This window comes from Nocardia sp. NPDC052566, assembly GCF_044547285.1.
Lineage (GTDB): Bacteria > Actinomycetota > Actinomycetes > Mycobacteriales > Mycobacteriaceae > Nocardia.
This window is the reverse complement of sequence record NZ_JBIUAF010000003.1, coordinates 663,407-686,871: the sequence shown is the minus strand read 5'-3', so window position 1 is coordinate 686,871 and position 23,465 is coordinate 663,407. Positions and strand designations below refer to the sequence as shown.

Here is a 23,465-nt window from a genome sequence, read left to right as displayed (position 1 = left end):
ACGAAAAACGGCCGCGTGGCGAACTATTCGCCACGCGGCCGTTTTTGTCGGCACCGAGGAGCGCTAGCGCCGCAGGAACTCCTCGAGCAACGGACCGATGACCGCGAGCGCATCGGGCTGGGCCATCAGCTCGTGCCTGGTCGGCACCGGATGGTCGACCACCTCGGCCGCGTACGGCCGCCAGCGCGCGATGACATCGTGCGTGCGCCGGTCATCGGCCGCGGCGCGGAAGAACTGCACCGTGCCGTCGAACTCCTGCGGGACGTAGGTCTGGGTGAATTCGACCGACCGCATCGCGCTGGCGTAGATCCTGCGCATCCGGTCCTGGGTCAGCACGACCATTTCCGCCGGGATGACCTCGTGCAGCTTCACGAAGTCCTCTTCGCTCAGCTCGCCGATCTGCTCCGGATCGACACCTTCGATACCGAATTCGGCGAGCACCTCCCGGATGCTCTCACGGAACGAACCGAGTTCGAATCCGTAATCGCTGTCCATCAGGGCGAGCAGCCCGACCTCGCGCCCCGCCGCCCGCAGCTGCACCGCGACCTCGTGTGCGAGCAGACCGCCGAGCGACCAGCCGAGCACCTGGTACGGCCCCTCCGGCTGCACCGAGATGATCTCCTCGACATAACGTGCCGCCATCTCCTCCAGCGAGGCGGGCGGGTCGACATCTTCCGACAGCGCGGCGGCCTGCACGCCGTAGATGGGCTGTTCCGCATCGAGATAGCTGGTCAGCGGGCTGTAGCACCAGGAGAGGCCGATCATCGGGTGCATGCAGAACAGCGGCGCCCTGCTTCCCGTCGCGCGGATCGGCAGCAGCAGCCCGAGTGCGCTGTCGTTGCTGGAGTCGTAGTCGTGGCCGGATTCCAGTGCCTCGATGATCCGCTTCGAGATGCCGTCGACCGTGGAATCGAGGAAGAACCACTGCACGCGCAGCTGGGCTCCGGTCATCCGGCGCAGGCGGTGCACCGCCTGGCTGGCGACCAGGCTGGTACCGCCGAGTGCGAAGAAGTCGTCGTCGAGACCGACCCGCTCGACCCCGAGCACCTCGCTGAACACATCGGCGACCGCGCGCTGTAGCGGCCAGACCGGCGGCCGGTATGGGCGCGTGGTGAACTCGGGCACGGGCAATGCCTTGCGGTCGAGCTTTCCGCTCGCGTTCAGCGGCATTTCCGGCAGCGTCACGATCGTCGACGGCACCATGTACGCGGGCAGTCCGCGCCTGGCGTGCTCGCGCAGCGCTGTCTCGGCGACCGAGGCACCCGGCGCCGCGACGACATAGCCGACGAGGCGATCCGGTTCCGGCACCAGCACGACGGCCGCGTGCGCGACCGAATCGTGTTCCAGCAGCACCGATTCGATCTCGCCGAGCTCGATGCGCTGACCGCGCAGCTTGACCTGGAAATCGGCGCGGCCGAGGTATTCCAGTCCGCGATCACCGAGCCGGACCACGTCACCGGTGCGGTAGAGCCTGGCGCCGGGCTCGTACGGGTTGGCGACGAAGCGTTCGGCGGTGAGCGCGGGCGCGTCGAGATAGCCGCGCGCCAATTGCACACCGGCGACGTACAACTCGCCGACGGCGCCGACCGGCACCTGCCGCAGCTGACGGTCGAGCACGAACACCCTGGTGTTGGCCACCGGATCGCCGATCGGCGCCGCGGTGCGCACGTCGTCGGCACCGGTGCCCGCCGCGGTCACCACCGTGGCCTCGGCGGGGCCGTACCAGTTGTGCAGCTCACCCGACAGTGCCGCGTGGAACGCGGAAACCGTTGTGCCGCTGAGCGCCTCACCGGCCGCGAAGACCCGGCGCGGCAGGTCGGCGGGCAGCTCGCCCAGTTCCAGGTAGGCATCGAGCATCGATGGCACGAAGTGCACCGTGCTCACCGCTTCCCGCTCGATCACCGCGGCGAGGTAGTTCGGATCGCGATGCCCGTCCGGTTCGGCGATCACCACGCGCGCGCCGGTCTGCAACGGCCAGAACAACTCCCACGTCGAGATGTCGAAGGTGATCGGGGTCTTGTGCAGCACGACATCGTTCGCGTCGTGCGGATGGGTGAGCTGGGCCCAGCGGAACTGGTTCACCATCTGCCGGTGCGTGATCATCACGCCCTTCGGGCGCCCGGTGGAGCCCGAGGTGTAGATGACGTAGGCGACGTTGTCCGGGCGCGGCGCGGGCAGCGCGACCCGGCCGGTGATCGGCACCGGCGCCGTGGCTTCCAGCTCCTCGATATCGAGCACCGTTGTCGCGGTGTCGGTTTCGAAGCCGTCGGCGGCCGTGGTCAGCACGCACAGCGGCGCGGATCCGGTCAGCACGTAATCGTTGCGCTCCGCGGGATGATCCGGGTCGACCGGCACATAGGCCGCACCGGTTTCCAGCACCGCGTAGATCGCGACCACCAGCTCCAGCGAGCGCCGCATCGCGACGGCGACCCTGGTCTCCGGGCCGGCGCCGCGCCGCAGCAGTTGCCCGGCAAGGCGATTCGCCCGCGCACGCAGTTCCGCGTAGCTCAGCGTCTCGTCACCGAAGCTCACCGCCGACGCATGCGGAGTCCGCTCGACCTGCGCGTGGAACAGCGAGACGAGTGTCTCGTCGTCCAGCAATTCCGGTGTGACAGTGTCGTTCACCGCGGCGAGCTCGGCCTGTTCGGTATCGAGCAGCAGATCGAGCGCGGCGAGGCTGCGGCGCGGTGCGGCGACGAATTCGCCGATCAGCTTGCGCAGCCGGTCGGTAACCGCCTGTGCGGCCGCACCGTCGACGATCTCGCGCTGGTACAGCACCTTGACCCACAGCCGCGAATCCAGGTTCACCAGCACCGTCAGCGGGTAGTGGGTGAAGTTCACCGCCTGCAGGTTCGACACTGACATACCGTCGATGGTGCTGGCCTGCGCGATCCCCTCCGTGTCGATCGGATAGGACTCGAAGGCGATCAGCGAGTCGAACAGCGCGTCGACGCCGAGCGCGTGCTGGATCTCGGCCAGGCCGAGATAGTGCCGGTCCAGCAGTGCCGCCTGCTCGGATTGCAGGTGGCTCAGCATGTCTCGCACCGTCCACTGCGGCTCGAAGCGCACGCGCACCGGAATGGTGTTGACGAACAGGCCGATCATCTCGTCGATGCCGTCGAGCTGCGGCGGGCGGCCGGAGACGGCGGCGCCGAAGACCACGTCGTCGCGATCGGTGCCCGACGCGATCACCAGCCCCCACGCGGCCTGCACGATGGTGTTGACCGTGACACCGGTTTCGGCGGCGACCGCCGTCAGTGCCGCGGTCTGCTCCGGTGACAGGTCGAACTCGAGGGTGCCGATACCGTCCTGCCGTTGCGCGGGTTCGGCCAGCGCGGGTGCCAACGGTGTCGGCTCCAGGCCGGCGAGCGCCCCCGTCCACGCCGTGAGCGCACCCTCGTGATCCTGGCGCGACAGCCACGCGAGGTAGTCGCGATACGGCCGCACCCGCGGCAGCAGCGACGCATCACCGTTTGTCGCGTAGAGGACGAGCAGATCCTTCATCAGCAGCGGCATGGACCAGCCGTCGAGCAGGATGTGATGCGTGGTCAGCACCAGGTGGTTGACCCCGGATGTGGTGCGGTACACCGCGAATCGCACCAGCGGGGCGACCGAGGGATCGAACCGGCGCCGCTGATCGGCGGTGAGCAGCGCGGGCAGCTCCGCGTCCGGCACGTTCTCGACGAGCTGCCACGGCACCTGCACCGCGTCGGCGACCAACTGCACCGGCGTGCCGTCGGCGGCGGTGACGAAGGCGGTCCGCAGATTCGCGTGCCTGTCCAAAGCCGTTTGCGCGCAACGGTGCAACCGCGCCACATCGACGTCGCCGGACAGTTCGACCGCGAACTGCATGACGTAGTCGTCGACGTCCGAGGCGGCCTGCAGTTCGGTGAGGAACAGCAGACCCGACTGCAGCGGCGAGAGCGGCAGCGCGTCGACGAGACCGGGGCGCGTGCGCCGCCAGGTATCGAGCTCGGTCTGGGTGACCCGCACCAGCGGCACATCGGACGGGGTGAGCCCGCCCGCCGCCGGATCCTGTGCGTGCCCGGCGATCGCGCCGAGCGCGCTCACCCAGGTGTCGGCCAGCTCGCGCACGTCGGCCTCGTCGATCACCTCGGCGGCGTAGAGGAACGTGACGTTCATCAGGGGGCCGTCGGCCGAATCGTTGACGATGGCGTTGATATCGACGGTGGCGGCCGCCGCCATCGCCGGATCCAGGTCCGCCGCAACGGAACCCAGCTCACCGGTCGGCAGCCAGCCGACATCGGCCATGCCCTCCGGCACGCCGCCCGCGGAAACACGGCCGAGGTAGTTGAAGCTGATCTGGCCGGGATTGCCGGTCAGCTCGTCGGCGGCGTCGGCGTTGAGGTAGCGCAGCATGCCGTAGCCGATGCCCTTGTCCGGCACCGTGAGCAGCTGCTCCTTCACCGTCTTCAGCACCGCGGCGGTGGCGGCGCCGCCGTCGAAGGGCACCGTCGCGTCGATACCCGAAAGATCGAGCGCCACCGGGTAGATGCTGGTGAACCAGCCGACCGTGCGGGTCAGGTCGGCACCGGGCACGGTGTCTTCCTCGCGGCCGTGGCCCTCGAGCTTGATCCTGGTCGCGGGCGCATCGATGCCGCGCCCGGCGCGCCAGGCACGCACCGCCATGGCGAGCGCGGCGAGCAGGCCATCGTTGACACCGCCGCGATACAGCGCGGGGATCTTGTTCAGCATCGCGTCGGCGACGTCGACCGGCACCTGAATCGTGAACTGCCGCACCGTCGCATAGGTGTCGACGGCCGGATCCAGTGCGCGCGCACCGAGCAGCGGATCCGGCGTCGCCATCACCTGCTGCCAGTAACCGATTTCGCCGGTGCGCTCCACCGTGCCCGCGGCTTCGACGAGACCGTGCGCCCAGCGCCGGAACGAGGTGTTGACCGCGGGCAGCGCCACGTCCTGTCCCGCCGCGCGCTGCGCCGAGGCGACCGCGAAGTCTGGGATCAGGATGCGCCACGACACGCCGTCGATCACGAAGTGATGCGCGGCCATGGTGACCGCGTCGCGCGCGTCGGGGCGGCGCAGCCAGGTGAAGGCGAGCATTCTGCCGTTGATCGGATCCAGCGCGCCGAGCGCGGAATCCATTGCCTCGTTGGCGATTCGGTTCAGCTCGGCCTCGTCTACGCCCGCGGGCACGTCCACCTCGGTGACGAGGGTGCTCGCGTCGACGCCGCCGCGCGGCAGTGCCTCGAGCTGCCACTGTCCGTCGACCTGCCGCACCCGCGAGCGCAGCACGTCGTGGTGGTCGAGCACCGAGGTGATGGTGGCGAGCACGCCGTCACGGTCGATGCCGTCCGGCAGGCCGAGCACCATGGTCTGCGCGTACCTGGTGAAGACGCCGTCGGCGAGGTAGGCCGCGAGTACCGGGGTCAGCGGGATCTCGCCGACACCGCCGCCGGGCAGCTCGGCCAGCTCGATGGGCGCGAGATCGCCGCTGCTGACCGCGATCCTGGCCAATCCGGCGACGGTGCGCTGCTCGAACACATCGCGTGGGGTGAACACGATGCCCGCCGCCCTGGCCCGCGAGACCAGCTGGATGGACATGATGCTGTCGCCGCCGACCGCGAAGAAGGAGTCGTCGACGCCGACCTGCGGCAGGCCGAGTACCTGCGCGAACAGTTCCGCCAGACGGGATTCCAGCTCGCCGGCCGGAGCGCGGGTCGCGGTCGTCGCGTAGCTCGGCGCGGGCAGCGCGCGACGATCCAGTTTGCCGTTGGCGGTCAACGGAATCGCGTCGAGCACGACGAAGGCCGAGGGCACCATGTACTCGGGCACGAGCCTGCCCGTGCCATCGCGCCAGCGATCGTCGGTATTGCCCTCGGACGGACGATCGTTCACCTCGGACGGCACCACGTAGGCGGTGATCCGCGGATCGCCGGGGCGGTCCTCACGCACGATCACCGCCGCCTGGGCCACACCGGGCTGCGCGAGCACGGCCGCCTCGATCTCACCGAGCTCGATGCGGAAACCGCGCACCTTCACCTGATCGTCGGCGCGCCCGAGGTATTCGAGATTGCCCGCCGCGTTCCAGCGCGCCATGTCGCCGGAGCGGTACAGCCGGGAACCGGGCTCGCCGAACGGATTCGCCACGAACCGGTCCGCGGTGAGCGCGGGCCTGCCGAGATAGCCGCGGGCCAATTGCGCTCCCGCGACATAGATTTCACCCGGCGCGCCGACCTGGACCGGGCGCAGGCGCGCGTCGAGCAGGTAGGTGCGCAGACCGGGCACGGCACAGCCGATGACGCTGCCGTTGGCCGCCGCGGCGGCCTCGGTGTCCAGGGCACGGTAGGTGACGTGCACCGTGGTCTCGGTGATGCCGTACATGTTCACCAGGCGCGGCATCGCCTCGTCGTGGCGGGCGTACCAGTCCGCCAGGCGGCGCAGTTCGAGCGCCTCACCGCCGTACACGATGTAGCGCAGCGAAAGCGGTGCCGCGCTGTCCGGCGCGGCCCGATCCGCCTCGGCCAGTTGGTAGAACGCCGACGGCGTCTGGTTGAGCACCGTGACCCGTTCCCGGCGCAGCAGTTCCAGGAACTGCTCCGGCGAGCGCGAGGTGTGATAGTCGACGACGACCAGTGTGCCGCCGTAGAGCAGCGGACCCCACAGCTCCCACACCGAGAAGTCGAAGGCGTAGGAGTGGAACAGCGTCCACACATCGGTCTCGTCGAAACCGAACTGCGCCTGGGTGTTCGCGAACAGCTTCACCACGGTGCGGTGCGGGATCTGCACGCCCTTGGGACGTCCGGTGGAACCCGACGTGTAGATCACGTAGGCGATGTTGTCCGGCGTGAGCGCCGCGCGGCGCTCGGCGTCGGTGATCGGCGCCGCGTCGAGTTCGTCGAGCGCGAGCCGATCCAGTTCCAGCACAGGCAGTTCCGCGGGCAGCTCGATCTCGCGATCGGTGGTCGCGATGGCGCACACCGGGCGGGCGTCGTCGAGCATGTAGGCGATGCGGTCGGCCGGATAGGTCGGGTCGACCGGCAGATAGCCCGCACCGGAGCGCACCGTCGCGAGCAGCGCGACAACCAGGTCGGCCGACCGCGGCAGCGCGACGGCGACCAAGGTCTCCGGTCCCGCGCCCGCCTCGATCAGCTTGCGCGCCAATCGATTGGCACGCTCGTCGAGCTCACGATAGGTGATCCGCTCGGCGCCGAACACCACCGCGGTGCGGTCCGCGTTGGCCCGTGCCGCCGTGTCGAACAGCTCGACCAGGGTGGCGACCCGTCCGGTGTCCTGCCCCGCGGTGGTCCACGCGCCCAGGGTGGCGGCGCGCTCATCCTCGGTCAGCAGGTCGATATCGCCGACCGCGGAGTGCGGATCCGCGACGACGGCATGCAGGATGCGCCGGTAGCGATCGGCGAACGCGCGCACCGTCGACTCGTCGAAAAGGTCCGTGGCGTAGGTGAACCGGCCCATCAGGGTCAGCGAGCCATCCGCGGTCGGCACCTCGAACAGCGTCGCCGACAGGTCGAACTTCTCGATGGCCGCGTCGAAATCGACCATGGCGGCCCGCAATCCGGGCAGCTCGAACGAGCCGGACGGCAGGTTCTGGAAGGCGAGCGACACCTGGAACAGCGGCGAGCGCACTGTCGAGCGCTCGGGGGCGAGCACGTCGACGAGCCGCTCGAACGGCACATCGGCGTGCGCCAGCGCGGACAGGTCCGCTTCCCGTTGCCTGGCAAGCAGATCCAGGAACGATTCGCCCGGCGTGACCGTGCTCCGCAGCACGACGGTGTTGACGAACATGCCGATCAGATCGTCGAGCGCGGCATCACCGCGACCGGCCACCGGGGTGCCGATCGCCACGTCGTCGCTGCCCGAGCTGCGGGCGAGCAGCACGGCGAGCGCCGCGTGCACGACCATGAACAGCGTCGCGTTCGCGCCGCGCGCCAGCTCGGCCAGCCCTTGCCCGATCTCCGTATCGATCTCGAAATCGAAGGCGCCACCGCGGAAACTCGGCACCGCAGGCCGCGGCCGATCCGCGGGCAGGGTCGACTCCTCCGGCAGCCCGGACAGCGTGGTGCGCCAGAAGTCGACCTGGCGCGCGGCCAGCGACTCCGGATCGCTTTCCTCGCCGAGCACTTCGCGCTGCCAGAGCGCGAAGTCGGAGTACTGCACCGGCAGTGGCGTCCAGCCCGGTTCGATGCCCTGTGTGCGCGAGGCGTACGCGATCATCACGTCACGGGTCAGCGGGCCCATCGACCAGCCGTCGCCCGCGATGTGGTGCACGACGAACACCACGACCCACTCGTCGGGAAGGTCCGCGATGCGGAACAGCGCGACCCGCAGCGGTACCTCGGTCGCCACATCGAAACCGGCGGAAACGATCTCGGTGACCCGGTCGAGCAGATCCGCCTCGGCCACCTTCATCGGCAGCAGCTGCGGAATCGCCTGCGCGGCAGGCTCGACCACGTTCACCGGGCCCGCGTCCGTCTGCGGATAGAAGGTGCGCAGCACCTCGTGCCGCGTGACGACATCGGCAACAGCGCGGCGCAGCGCGGCCACGTCGAGCTGTCCAGTGAGCCGGACGGCGACCGGAATGTTGTACGCCGCCGAATCGGTGTCGAACTGGTTGAGGAACCACATCCGCTGCTGCGCGGGCGAGAGCGGCACCCGTGCCAGCTCGTCCTGGCCGGTCGTGCCGACCGCAGCGTGTGGCCGAGCCTCGAGCGCGGGCCGGGCCGCCCCACCGGACTGCGTCTCGATGCGGGCGGCAAGCGCCTCCACCGTCGACGCCTCGAATACCAGCCGCACCGGCACCTGGGTGTCCAGCGCGGCGCCGAGCCGTGCCATCACGCGGGTCGCGCTCAGCGAGTTGCCGCCGAGTGCGAAGAAATCGTCGTCCAGACCGATCCGCTTGACGCCGAGCACCTCGGCGAACGCGTCGGCAACGGCCTGCTCGGTGGTGTTCTCCGGCGCGCGAAACACGCCAGTCTCGAACACCGGCTCCGGCAACGCCTTCCGGTCGAGCTTGCCCGCACCGGTGAGCGGGATCTCGGCGAGCACCATGATCGCGCTCGGCACCATGTGCGCCGGAAGATGCTGGCGCGCATGGGCGGTCAGCGCGGCGGTGTCGACCGCGTGGCCCGGCGCGGGCCGCACGTAGGCGACCAGCGCGGTCGCGCCCGAGGCCAGGGTCCGGCCGAGGGTGACCGCGAAGTCGACGGTCTCGTGCGCAGCGAACGCCGCGTCGATCTCGCCGAGCTCGATGCGGAAACCGCGCACCTTCACCTGGAAGTCGTTGCGGCCCACGTATTCGATCTCGCCGCGCGGGGTCCAGCGCACGACGTCTCCGGTGCGGTACATGCGCACACCAGGCAGCCACGGGCAGGCAACAAAGCGCGCGGCGCTCAACTCGGGCAGGCCGTGGTAGCCACGTGCCAGCAACTCGCCGCCGACATACAGCTCACCCGCGACGCCAACTGGCACCGGATGCAGCCGCTCGTCGAGTACCCATTCGGTGACGCCGCGGATCGGCGCACCGATGGTGACCGGCTCACCCGGCATCATCGGGCCGCTGAGGTTCGGCATCACCGTGGCCTCGGTCGGGCCGTACGCGTTGAAGAATTCCCTCGTGCCACCGGTGACCGGAATCGCCCAGCGCCGCACCAGCTCCGGCGGGCACGCCTCGCCACCGGTGATAACCACACGCAGCTCGTCGAGGCCGTCCGGATCCACTGAGGCCAGTGCCGCGGGGGTGACGAAGGCATGGGTGACTCGCTCGCCCCGCAGCAGCGAGGCGAGTTCGCCGCCGCCGTAGATCGAGGTGGGCGCGATCACCATCGTCGCGGCGCCACCGAGCGCGAGCAGCAGCTCGAGCACCGAGGCATCGAACGACGGCGAGGCGAAATGCAATGTCCGCGAACCGCTGACGACGCCGTAACGCGACCGCTGCTCCTCGGTGAGGTTCGCCAGACCAGCGTGGGTGACGGTGACGCCCTTGGGTTTACCCGTCGAGCCCGAGGTGTAGATCACGTAGGCGGCGTCGGCCAGTCGTGCCGGACGGAGCCGATCGGCATCGGAAACCGCTGCCGCGCTGTGTCGTTCGACCTCCAGGCCGAAGGCGGGATTATCGAGCACCAGCCATTCGGTGGAATCCGGCAGGCCCTCCCGAGCGGCCGAAACGGTCACGCCGAGTAGTGCGGCGGAGTCGGACACCATGTGCTCGACCCGCTCGGCCGGATAGTTCGGGTCGACCGGCACGAAACCGGCGCCGGATTTGGCCACCGCCCACGCCGCCAGCACTGACTCGATCGAGCGCGGCACGGCCAGCGCGACCAGGCTACCAGGGCCCGCGCCCTTGGCAATCAGCTGACGCGCCAGACGCGAAGAGCGGGCATCCAATTCGGCATAGCTCAGCGAGCGCACGCCGTCGCGCAGCGCGACCGCCGACGGATCGACGGACACCGCCGCTGCCATCAGCTCCGGCAGCGTGCGCGCGGCGCTCGACGCGCCGCCGCGCATGCGCGTGAGCTCCGTGACCTCGGCGTCGGACAGCAGGCGCAGGTCACCCACCGGCGTCGCCGACGCGGTCACGATCTCACCGAGCAGCCGCACGAACCGTTCGGCGAAGCCGCGGATCGTCGACTCGTCGAAAAGATCATGGGCATAGGTCAATCGGGCACCCATCCCGGCATCGGCCGCGCCCTCGTTGATGATCATCGACAGGTCGAACCGCTCGATGCCGATATCGGCGTCGAGCGCGGCGAGGCGCAGGCCGGGCAGTTCGAAGCTGCCGGTCGGCAGGTTCTGGAACGACAGAGCCACCTGGAACAGCGGCGTGCGCCCTGTCGACCTGGTCGGGGCGAGCACGTCGACGAGTCGCTCGAACGGCAGGTCGGCGTGCGCGAACGCGGTCAGATCGATATCGCGCTGCCGCGCGAGCAGACCGGTGAACGGCTCGGCCGGATCGAGTTCGGTGCGCAACACGGCGGTGTTGATGAACATGCCGATCACGTCGTCGAGTTCGGCCTCGCCGCGACCGGCGACCGGGGCGCCGATGGCGACGTCGGTGCTGTTCGCCATCCGGGCGAGTAACACCGCGAGCGCGGTGTGCACCACCATGAACACCGAAGCGTTGGCGCCGCGCGCCAATTCGCGCAGACCGCGATGGATCTCCGCGTCGATGGTGAAATCGACCGCCCCGCCGCGGAAGGACTGCACGGCCGGACGCGGCCGGTCAAGCGGCAGCGTCGACTCCTCCGGCAGGTCGGCAAGCGCCGAGCGCCAGAACTCGATCTGTGTGGCAGCCAGCGACTCCGGATCGGCGTCGTCGCCGAGCAATTGGTGCTGCCACAGCGCGAAATCGGCGTACTGCACCGCGAGCGGCGCCCAGTTCGGCTCGTCGCCTTGGGCGCGAGCGACGTAGGCGGCCATGACATCCCGGGTCAGCGGGCCCATGGACCAGCCGTCGCCCGCGATGTGGTGCACCACGAAGACCAGCACATAGTCCTGGTCGCCGAGATCGAACAGCGCGACGCGCACCGGCACCTCGGCGGCGACGTCGAAGCCGGTGGACACCACCTCGGCGACCCGCTCGAACAGCTCGGCCTCGATGACCGCCACCGGATCGATGGCGGGTGTCGCCTGGGCCGTTGGCAGGATCACCTGGATCGGACCGTCCGCGCCCTGCGGGTAGACGGTGCGCAGGATCTCGTGCCTGGCAACGACATCCGCGGTCGCGGCGCGCAGCGCGGCGAGATCGAGCGCGCCGGTGAGCCGCACGGCAGCGGTGATGTTGTATGCGGCGGAGGCGGTATCGAACTGATTGAGGAACCACATCCGCTGCTGCGCGAGCGAGAGCGGCAGCTGCTCCGGGCGCGGCCCGGCCACCAGCGCGGGACGTGCCGCACCGGTGGACTGCGCCTCGACGCGGGCCGCGAGCCCGGCCACCGACGACGTCTCGAACAGCAGGCGCACCGGCACCTGGAGATCGAGCGCCTGGCCCAGGCGTGCGGCAACCCTGGTCGCACTCAGCGAGTTACCGCCGAGCGCGAAGAAATCATCGTCGCGACCGATCCGGTCGACGCCGAGCACCTCGGCGAAGACCTCGGCGACGCTCTCCTCGAGCGGCGTCGACGGCGCGGTGAACGCCTTGGCCTCGAACACCGGCGCGGGCAACGCCTTACGGTCCAGCTTGCCTGAGGTGTTGAGCGGGAACGCGTCGAGCATGAGCACCGTCGACGGCACCATGTAGGACGGCAGCAGCTCCGCGATGGCGGTGCGCAGTTCGGCGCCCTCCGGCGAAGCACCCGGTGCGGCAACGACATAGCCGACGAGCTGTTCCCCGGCCGGTCCCGCGGCGACCACCGCGACGGCCTGGCTGACCTGCGGCTGCGCCAGCAGCGCGGTCTCGATCTCACCGAGCTCGATGCGCTGACCGCGGAACTTCACCTGGAAGTCGATGCGGCCCAGGTAATCCAGCACATCCTCAGGGGTCCAGCGCACCAGGTCGCCCGTGCGGTACATGCGCGCGGAGGTGCCGAACGGGTTGGCGACGAAGCGATCCGACGTCAGATCCGGCCGACGCAGGTAACCGCGGGCCAGCTGGTCACCGGCCAGGTACAGCTCACCCACGACACCGCGCGGCACCGGCCGCAGGCGGGTATCGAGCACATAGACCTGTGAATTCCACTGCGGCACACCGATCGGCACCGAGGCGCCGGTGGTGTCTTCGGCGGTGGCCTCCCAGTATGTGATGGAGACCGCGGCCTCGGTCGGGCCGTACAGGTTGTGCAGCCCGGCATCGGAAACCGCCTTGAACGCGGCCACCGTCTCGGGCGGCAGCGCCTCACCGATGGCGAAGACGTGCCGCAGCGAGCTCAGCTGCTCGCGGCGCGCGTGCGCAGCGAACACCGTCAGCATCGACGGCACGAAATCGGTCACCGTGACCGACTGCGCCGCAATGGTTTCCGCCACGTACCCGGGATCGCGATGACCGTCCGGCGTGGCGACCACCAGGGTCGCGCCCGCCCGCAGCGGCATGAAGTAGCCCCACAGCGACACGTCGAACGTGGTCGCGGTCTTCTGCAAATAGACGTCGTCCTGGCCGAGCGGGTACTCCGCGAGCATCCACTCGGTCTGGTTGTGAATCGCACCGTGCGAGACCGCGACACCCTTCGGGCGACCGGTCGAACCCGACGTGAAGATCACGTACGCGGTATTGCTCTGGCTCAGCGGGCCGACGCGCTCGGCGTCGGCAACCTGCTCGGCACGGTATTCCGAGAGCTCCGCCCGATCGATCTCGATCACGGGAACAGCGACCGGTACCACGAAACCATCACGCGCCGTGGTCAACACACAGACAGGCTGAGCGACATCGAGGACATAGCCGATGCGCTCGGCCGGATGATCCGGATCCAGCGGCACGTACGCGCCACCCGCGGTCAGCACCGCGTACATCCCGACAACCAGGTCGAGCGACCGGCGAACCGCCAAGCCGACCAACGACTCCGGGCCGACACCCTGCGCGATCAAATGCCGCGCAAGACGATTCACCCGCGCATCGAACTCGGCATAGGTGAGCCGCTCGCCCTCATAGACGACGGCGACCGCGTCCGGGAAGGCGACCACCGCACGGCGATATCCGTCGAGCAGCAGCTCCGGCGCCACCGCGTGCGCGGTCGCGTTGCGGCCGGACACCAGCGCGTCCAGCTCACCGGCCGACAGCAGCTCGACATCACCGACGGCCGAATCCGGGTCGGCGACAACGGCATCGAGCAGACGGACGAACCGGCGCGCGAACCCGGCGACCGTGTCCTCGTCGAACAGGTCGACGGCGTAGGTGAACAGCGCCGACATCGGCCGATCGTCCTCGGCGGGCGGCGAAACCGTCAGCTGCAGATCGAATTTCGCGACCGCGCCATCGAAGCCGACCTCGTCCACCCGGATTCCGGGCAGCTCGAGGCTCGCGCGCTCGATGTTCTGGAAGAACAGCGCCACCTGGAACAGCGGGTGGTGCGAGGGCGCGCGGACCGGGTCGAGCACCTCGACGAGCCGCTCGAACGGCAGCTCGGCGTGGGAGAAGGCGGCCAGATCGGCCGCGCGCACCCGCGCGAGCAGTTCGGTGAAGGACTCGTCCGGTTCGACGACGGTGCGCAGCACCAGCGTGTTGACGAACATGCCGACCAGGTCGTCCAGCGCGGCCTCGCCACGACCGGCCACCGGCGAGCCGATCGCCACGTCCTCGGTGCCCGACAGGCGCGCGAGCAGCGCCGCGAAGGCGGCGTGCACGGCCATGAACACCGAGGCGTTGCGCTCACGCGCCAGCCGGACCAGCCCGGCATGGGTTTCGGCCGGAATGTCGAACGCCATGGTCCGGCCGAGGCCCGACGCGGTCTGCGGCCGCGGGCGATCCGCGGGCAGATCGATGCGCTCGGGCAGCCCGGACAGCGCCGACTGCCAGAACCCGATCTGCTTGGCCGCCAGCGACTCCGGATCGTCGTCCGCGCCGAGCAGCTGGTGCTGCCACAGCGTGAAGTCGGCGTACTGCACCGGCAGCGGCGCCCAGCCCGGCGCCGAATCCGAGGTCTGGGCCAGGTAGGCGATCATCAGGTCGCGCACCAGCGGCGCCACCGACGCGCCGTCGGCCGCGATGTGGTGCACGACGACGGCGACGACATGGACATCGTCGGCGAGCCGCAACACCGCGATACGCAACGGTACCTCGGCCGCCACGTCGAAACCGCGCAGCGCGAATTCGGTGACCCAGCCGGTCACTTCGGCCTCGGGCAGCGAAACCACGGTCAGCTCCGGCACCGCCGCGGGCGGCAGGATGCGCTGGTAGCCGACGCCGTCCACGGCCGGGTAGACCGTGCGCAGCACCTCGTGCCGCGCCACCACGTCACCGAGCGCGGACCGCAGCGCCGCGATATCGACGGCGCCGGTCAGCCGCACGGCGAACGGAATGTTGTTGGCGGGTGAGGACGTATCGAACTGGTTGAGGAACCACATCCGCTGCTGCGCCAGCGAGAGCGGCACCCGCTCCGGGCGCGGTCCGGCCACCAGCGCGGGACGATCGGCGCCGTCGGCGCCGGTCTCCACCCGGGTCGCCAGTGCGGCAACGGTCGATGCCTCGAACACCACGCGCACCGGCACGCGCGTATCCAGCGCCGCGCCGATCCGAGCGGCAACCTTGGTGGCGCTCAGCGAGTTACCGCCGAGTGCGAAGAAGTCGTCGTCACGGCCGACCCGGTCGAGGCCGAGCACATCGCCGAAGACGCCCGCGACGAGCTCCTCGATCGGCGTTGCCGGTGCGGTGAAGGTCTTGACCTCGAACACCGGCGCGGGCAACGCCTTACGGTCCAGCTTGCCCGAGGTGTTGAGCGGGAACGCGTCGAGCACCATCACCGTCGCGGGCACCATGTACGACGGCAGCGTGTCGGCGATGGCCGCACGCAATGCGGCCGGCTCCGGCGCATGTCCCGGTGCGGCGACGACATAGCCCGCCAGCTGCTCACCGGTCGGGCCCGCCGCAACGATGGCCGCCGCCTGGCTGACCGAAGGCAGGGCGAGCAGCGCGGTCTCGATCTCGCCGAGCTCGATGCGCTGACCACGGAACTTCACCTGGAAGTCGATACGGCCCAGGTAATCCAGTACGCCTTCAGCGGTCCACCGCACCAGGTCACCGGTGCGATACATCCGCGCACCCGCCGCCTCGAACGGGTTGGCCACGAACCGATCCGAGGTGAGATCGGGACGGCTCAGGTAACCGCGCGCCAGCTGATCACCGGCGAGATACAGCTCGCCGACGACGCCCTCGGGCACCGGCCGCAGCCTGTTGTCGAGGACGTACACCTGCGAATTCCACTGCGGCACACCGATCGGCACCGTCGCGGCGCCGTCCTGCGCCGGCCAGTAGGTGATCGACACCGCGGCCTCGGTCGGCCCGTACAGGTTGTGCAGACCCGCATCCGAGACGGCCGCGAACGCGGTCACCGTCTCCGGCGGCAGCGCCTCGCCGATGACGAACACGTGGCGCAGCGAGCCGAGCAGCTCCGCACGCGAATGGGCGGCGAAAACGGTGAGCATCGACGGCACGAAGTCGGTAACCGTAACCCGCTGAGCGGCAATTGTTTCCGCCACATACTCGGCATCACGATGACCATCCGGCGTGGCGACCACCAACGTCGCACCCGCACGCAACGGCATGAAATAGCCCCACAGCGACACATCGAACGTCGTCGCGGTCTTCTGCAGGTACACATCATCCGAGCCCATCGGGTACTCCGAGAGCATCCATGAGGTCTGGTTGTGAATCGCACCGTGCGAAACAGCGACGCCCTTCGGACGACCCGTCGAACCCGACGTGAAGATCACATACGCGGTATTCGCCGGGCTCACCGGCGCAACCAGCTCATCGGCACGCACCGGCTCGGCACCGAATCCGGACAGGTCGACGGTGTCGATCCGAATGGCGGGCACCGCACCGGGCACCACGAAACCGTCACGCGCCGTGGTCAATACACACACCGGGCGCGCCACATCGAGCACATAACCGATGCGCTCGGCCGGATGATCCGGATCCAGCGGCACGTACGCGCCACCCGCGGTCAGCACCGCGTACATCCCGACAACCAGGTCGAGCGACCGGCGAACCGCCAAGCCGACCAACGACTCCGGGCCGACACCCTGCGCGACCAAATGCCGCGCAAGACGATTCACCCGCGCATCGAACTCCGCGTAGCTCAGCTGCTCGCCCTCATAGACGACAGCGACCGCATCGGGGGTAGCGGCAGCCGCACGACGGTACCCGTCGAGCAACAGCTCCGGCGCCACGGCATGCGCGGTGTCATTGCGGCCGGACAGCAGCGCGGTCCGCTCACCGGCCGACAGCAGCTCCACATCGCCAACCGCGGCGACGGGATTCGCGGTCACCGCGTCGAGCAGGCGCACGAAGCGCTCGGCGAATTCGGCGACGGTGGCCTCGTCGAACAGATCCACCGCGTAGGTGAACATCGCCGACATCGCCTCGGACTCCTCCGTCGGCGAAACCGTCAGCTGCAGATCGAATTTCGCGAGCGCACCGTCGAAAGCCACCTCTTCGGCGACGAGTCCCGGCAGCTCGAGACGCGGGCGCTCCATGTTCTGGAAGAACAGCGCGACCTGGAACAGTGGGTGGTGCGAGGGTGCGCGCACCGGATCGAGCACCTCGACAAGGCGCTCGAACGGCATCTCGGCGTGCGAGAACGCGGCGAGGTCCGATTCCCTGACCCGCCCGAGCAGATCGGTGAAGGACTCACCCGGCTCGACGACCGTGCGCAGTACCAGCGTGTTGACGAACATGCCGACCAGATCGTCCAGTGCGGCCTCACCGCGACCGGCCACCGGCGAACCGATCGCCACATCGGCACTGCCCGACAACCGCGCGAGCAGTGCGGCGAAGGCCGCGTGCACGGCCATGAACACCGAGGCGTTGCGCTGTCTGGCCAGCTCCGCGATCCTCTGGTGGGTCGCCGCCGGAATGGTGAAGGTGTACAGCCTGCCGATACCGGAGGAGGTGGCGGGGCGCACCCGATCGGCGGGCAGGTCGATCCGCTCGGGCAGGCCGGCGAGTTCGGACTTCCAGAACTCGATCTGCCCGGCCGCCAGCGAATCCGGATCCGACTCGACGCCGAGCAGCTCCCGCTGCCACAGCGAGTAGTCCGCGTACTGGACCGGCAGCGGCGCCCATTCCGGTGCCGCGCCGCCACTTTCGGCGATGTAGGCGATCATCAGATCGCGCACCATCGGCGCGGTGGACGCGCCGTCCGCGGTGATGTGGTGCACGACAACGGCGATGACGTGGTCGTCCTCGGCGACCCGGAGCACGGCGATGCGCAGTGGCACCTCGGCCGCGACATCGAAACCGCGCAGCGCGAATCGGGTGACCCATCCGGTGACCGCATCCTCGGATACCGGAATCACGTTCAGCAGCGGCACGGCGGAGGCGGGCAGGATCTTCTGGTAACCGACACCGTCGACGGCCGGGTAGACCGTGCGCAGCGATTCGTGCCGCGCGACCACATCGGCGACGGCATGGCGCAGCGCATCGATATCGAGCGCGCCGGTCAGGCGCACCGCGAACGGAATGTTGTTGATCGGCGAGGCGGTATCGAACTGGTTGAGGAACCACATCCGCTGCTGGGCAAGCGAAAGCGGCACCCGTTCCGGACGCGGACCCGCGACGAGCTCGGGGCGCGGCGCACCGGCCGAGACGGCCTCGACCCTGGCAGCGAGCTCGACGACCGAGGGCGCCTCGAACAGATCGCGCACCCCGAGGCCGGCATCGAGGGCCGCGTTCACCCGCGCGATCACCCGGGTGGCGACGAGCGAATTACCGCCGAGCGCGAAGAAATCGTCATCGAGGCCGACGCGCTCGGCACCGAGCAGTTCGGCGAACACCGATGCGATCGCCGACTCCACCGGCGTGGTCGGCGCGCGGAACTCCCGCTCGCCGAGTACCTGCGGCGCGGGCAGCGCCCTGCGATCGAGCTTGCCGTTCGCGGTGAGCGGCAGCGTGTCGAGCACCACGATCACATCGGGAACCATGTAGCCGGTGAGGAATTCGGCGACGGCGGTGCGCAGTGCCGCGGGCTCGAGCTCGGCGCCGGTCTCCGCGACCGCGTAGCCGACGAGTCGATCACCGACGTGCTCGTCGGCGATGACGACGACGACCGCCTGGCTGACGCCCTTGCAGCGCAGCAGCGCCGACTCGATCTCACCGAGTTCGATACGGAAGCCACGCAATTGGACCTGCTGATCGCTGCGACCCGCGTACTCCAGGTTCGCGCGACCGCCGAATCCGGCCCAGCGGCCGATATCGCCGGTGCGATACATCCGGGAACCGGGCGCGCCGAACGGATTCGCGACGAACCTGACCGCGGCCAGACCAGGCCTGCCCAGATAGCCACGCGACAGCTGCGCACCGGCGACGTACATCTCGCCCGCGACGCCGACGGGTGCGGGATGCAGCCGATCGTTGAGCACATAGGTCCGCAGACCGGGCAGCGCACGGCCGATCACGCTGGCCGGGTTGTCCGCCAGCCGCTCGTCCAGCGCCAGATACGAGACGTGCACCGTTGTTTCGGTGATGCCGTACATGTTCACCAGCTGCGGCGACTCCGCGGGATGCCGGTCGTACCAGCGCTCCAGCTGCCGCAGATCCAGTTCCTCGCCACCGAAGACGACATAGCGCAGCGCGAATTCGCCCTCGTCGGCGGCACGATCGGCCTCGACCAGCTGATAGAACGCCGACGGCGTCTGGTTCAGTACGGTGACCTGTTCGCGAATCAGCAACTCGCGGAACTGTTCCGGCGAGCGCGAGGTCAGGTAGTCGACGACGACCACCGAGCCGCCGGTGGCGAGCGCGGCCCACAGCTCCCAGACAGAGAAGTCGAAGGCGAACGAGTGGAACAGCGTCCACACGTCGGTTTCGTCGAATTCGAAGTGCAGCTGGGTGTTCGCGAACAGCTGCACCACATTGCGATGCATCACACCGACGCCCTTGGGCACACCGGTCGAGCCGGAGGTGTAGATGACATAGGCCAGGTTGTCCGGCCGCAGTGGCGCGAGCCGGTCGGCGTCGGTGATCGGCGCGTCGACGAAACCGGCTGTCGCTTCGAGCAAGACGATCGGGATATCGCTGGCGGGCAGGTCTGCCATCCCGTCGGCGGTGGTCAGAATGCAGGCGGGCGTTGCGTCTTCGAGCATGAACGCCAGCCGCTGCGCCGGATAGGCGGTGTCGATCGGCAGGTATCCCGCCCCCGCGGTGAGCACACCGAGCAGCGCGACCGGCAGCGCCTCACTGCGTGCGACGGCAACCGCGACAAGCGATTCCGGGCCTGCGCCCTGCGCGATCAACGCGCGCGCCACCGAATTGGCCCGCCGCTGCAGCTCGGCGTAGGTGAGCGCGGTATTGCCGAAGCGCACCGCGACGGCGTTCGGCTGCCTGCGCACCTGGGTCGCGATGAAATCGACCAGTGTCACCTCCGGCACCGCGACGCCGTCGGTATTCCATTCGCGCAGTACGAGTTCCCGCTCACCCGGCGCGAGCAGATCGATATCGCCGAGCACCGCCGCCGAATCGGCCGCGATCGCGGCAAGGATCCGCTGGAACCGGTCGGCGAAATCGCGCACCGTCGGCTCGTCGAACAGATCGATGGCATAGCCGAAGGCCGCGGCGATGCCCTGCGCTTCGCCGTGCTCATCGGCCTTCTCGACCAGCTCGAGCTGCAGATCGAACTTCGCGGGCGGCGCGCCGAGATCGACGCCCGCCACCGTGAGCTCGGGCAGTTCCAGCCTGGTCTGCGCCATGTTCTGGAAGGTCAGCATCACCTGGAACAGCGGATTCCGCGCGGTCGAGCGGACCGGATCGAGCAGTTCGACAAGCCGCTCGAACGGCACATCGGCATGACCGAACGCGTCCACGTCGACCTGGCGCACCGCGCGAAGGAGCTCGTCGAAGGTGCTGTTCGGATCGATCTCGGTGCGCAACACCAGGGTGTTGACGAACATGCCGATCAGATCGTCGAGCGCCGCCTCACCACGACCAGCGACGGGCGTGCCCACCGCGATATCGCGGGTGCCGGACAGCCGGGCGAGCAGCGTGGCGAGTGCCGCGTGCACGACCATGAACAGCGTCGAATTGTGTTCCTGCGCGATACGCCCCAGTGCCGCGTGCACGTCGGCATCGATGTCGAAGCTCAGTATGCCGCCGCGGTTGGTCGCGACGGCGGGCCTGGCGCGATCGGCAGGCAGGTCGAGTTGTCCTGGCAGCGCGGCCAATTGGTCGCGCCAGTAGCCGATCTGCTTGGCGAGCAGCGAGTTCTCGTCGTCCTCGCTGCCGAGGGTTTCCCGCTGCCACAGCGTGTAGTCGGCGTATTGCACACTCAGCGCGGGCCATTCGGGCTGCCCGCCCCTGATCCGCTCGGAGTACGCGATCATCAGGTCGCGCGCGAGCGGACCCATCGAGACGCCGTCGCCCGCGATGTGGTGCACCACGCACACCAGCAGGTGCTCGGTGTCGCCGAGCTGGAACAGCCGCAGCCGCACCGGTGGCGCCGCGGTCACGTCGAAGCCGTCGACCACCGCGTCGGTGATCAGCTCGCGCAGTTCGCCCTCGGTCGCCGGTTCGACAGGCAGATCGGGTACCGAACCGGGCGCACCGACCGGCAGGATCAGCTGGAAGCCCTGGCCGTCCACGTCCGGATACCGTGTACGCAGCGATTCGTGGCGCGCGATCAGATCACCGACGGCGGCGCGCAGCGCGGTGATATCGAGCGTGCCCGAAAGCCGGACCGCCAGCGGAATGTTGTTGACCGCGCTGGCCTGATCGAATCGGTTCAGGAACCACATCCGCTGCTGGGCATACGACAGCGGGATGCGCTCGGGTCGCGGCATCGGCGCGAGCGCCCGCCCGGTCCGCACACCGGCGCGCTCCTCGACGAGCGCGGCGAGCCCGGACACCGAGGATGCCTCGAACAGCAGATGCACCGGGACCCGCGCGTCGAGCGCGGCACCGATCCGCGCGGCCGCCTGCGCGGCAAGCAGCGAGTTACCGCCGAGCTCGAAGAAATCGTCGTCCGCGCCGACCCGCTGCTCGGTATCGGCGCCCGACCACAGCACCGCGGCGAACACATCGGCGACAACCTGTTCGGTCGGTGTCGTCGGAGCGCGGAAATCCCTGGTGGTGAACACCGGTTCGGGCAGCGCCTTGCGATCGAGCTTGCCGACCGGGTTCAGCGGGATCTTGTCCAGCGTCATGATCGCCGCGGGAATCATGTACGCGGGCAACGACTCCCCGATATGGGCGAGCAGCGCGTCGGTATCGGCGACGGCGCCTTCCCGGGGCAGCACATAGGACACCAGCGCCGTGACGCCGGACGGCAGCGTCTTGCCGATGGTGACCGCGTAGTCGATATCCGGATGACTCGCCAGCGCGTTGTCGATCTCGCCGAGCTCGATGCGGAAGCCACGCACCTTCACCTGGAAGTCGGCGCGGCCCAGGTACTCGATGGTCCCGCCGTCGTCGGCGCGGCGCACCAGGTCACCGGTGCGATAGAGCCTGGCGCCCTCGGTGCCGAACGGGCTCGCGACGAAGCGCTCCGCGGTCAGCCCGGGACGGCCGAGGTAGCCCTGCGCGAGAGCCGGTCCGCCCAGATAGAGCTCACCCACGACACCCGCGGGCACCGGACGAAGGTGGTTGTCGAGGATGAAGGCGCCGAAGCCGGGCAGCGCGGCACCGATGCTCAACGGATCGCCGGCCGCCAGCGTCACGCTGGCCGCCAGGATGGTCGCCTCCGTCGGCCCGTAGGCGTTGACGAACACACGGTCGCCGGTGGCCCAGCGCGCGACCAGCTCGGGCCCGAACTTGTCGCCGGCCACCGCGACGAAGCGCAGCTCGTCCAACCCCTCCGGATCCACCGACTCCAGCGCGGCGGGCGTGATCAGCATGTGCGAGACCTGCTCGCGCCGCAGCAGCTCGGACAGCTCGACGCCGCCGAACACCGTATGCGGCGCGACGACGAGCCGCGCACCCGTCGAGAACGTGAGCACCAGCTCGAGCACCGACACGTCGAAGTTGGGCGAGCAGACGTGCAGGACCCGCGAATCCGGCGTCAGCCCGTAGTGCTCGCGTTCGGCGGTGACGAGCGCGGCCAGGCCGGTGTGGGTGACCACGACGCCCTTGGGGCGTCCCGTGGATCCCGAAGTGTAGATGATGTAGGCGGGGTGCCGCTCGTCGAGCGGCCGGACCCGGTCGGCGTAGGAGACGGGATGCGCGGGGCGGGCGGCGATGTGGTCGGCCTGAACCGGATCGTCGAGGACGACCCAATAAACGGAGTCGCCGAGCGCCGCTCGGTACGCCCCCGTGGTGAGCCCGAGCATGGCGCCCGAATCGCTCAGCATGTGCGCGATCCGCTCGGCGGGATAGGTCGGATCCACCGGGACATAGGCCGCACCGGTCTTCGCGACCGCCCAGACCGAAAGCACGGACTCGACGCTGCGCCCGATGCCGATCGCGACGACGTCACCCGGTCCGACACCGCGCTCGATCAGCTCACGGGCCAGCCGGGAGGATGCCTCGTCGAGCTCGCGATAGGTCAGCTCGCGCTGATCGGCCGGATCGCCGGTGGGATTGAACCGGATGGCGGGCGAATCGGCGGCGGACTCCACCGCGGCGGTGAGCAGCTGGCCGAGCAGGACCCCACTCGACCGACGACGACGGGTACCACGGGCGGAACGTCGGGCGGTATCCATTCGAGTACATTCACCTCTCGCGTCGAACCGGGCGCACGGCCAACGCCAACGTCAATCCCCCCAAATACTGACGTGCCGAGGCGGCCGCGCGGTCCGAGCAATTACACAGTGTAAGCGGGCAGCGGTGAGCCCCCCTCGAGGTGCCCAGCCACACTTGCTTCGATCGGTCCGCCCGGTCTGTTACATACGTT

At 69.3% G+C, this 23,465-nt stretch carries 1 pseudogene; it reads right to left on the bottom strand.

Annotated elements, in window-relative coordinates:
* Positions 1–63: 63 nt before the first annotated feature.
* Positions 64–23,274, bottom strand: a pseudogene (locus ACIG5A_RS17340) (non-ribosomal peptide synthase/polyketide synthase); the annotation flags it as partial.
* Positions 23,275–23,465 lie beyond the last annotated feature (191 nt).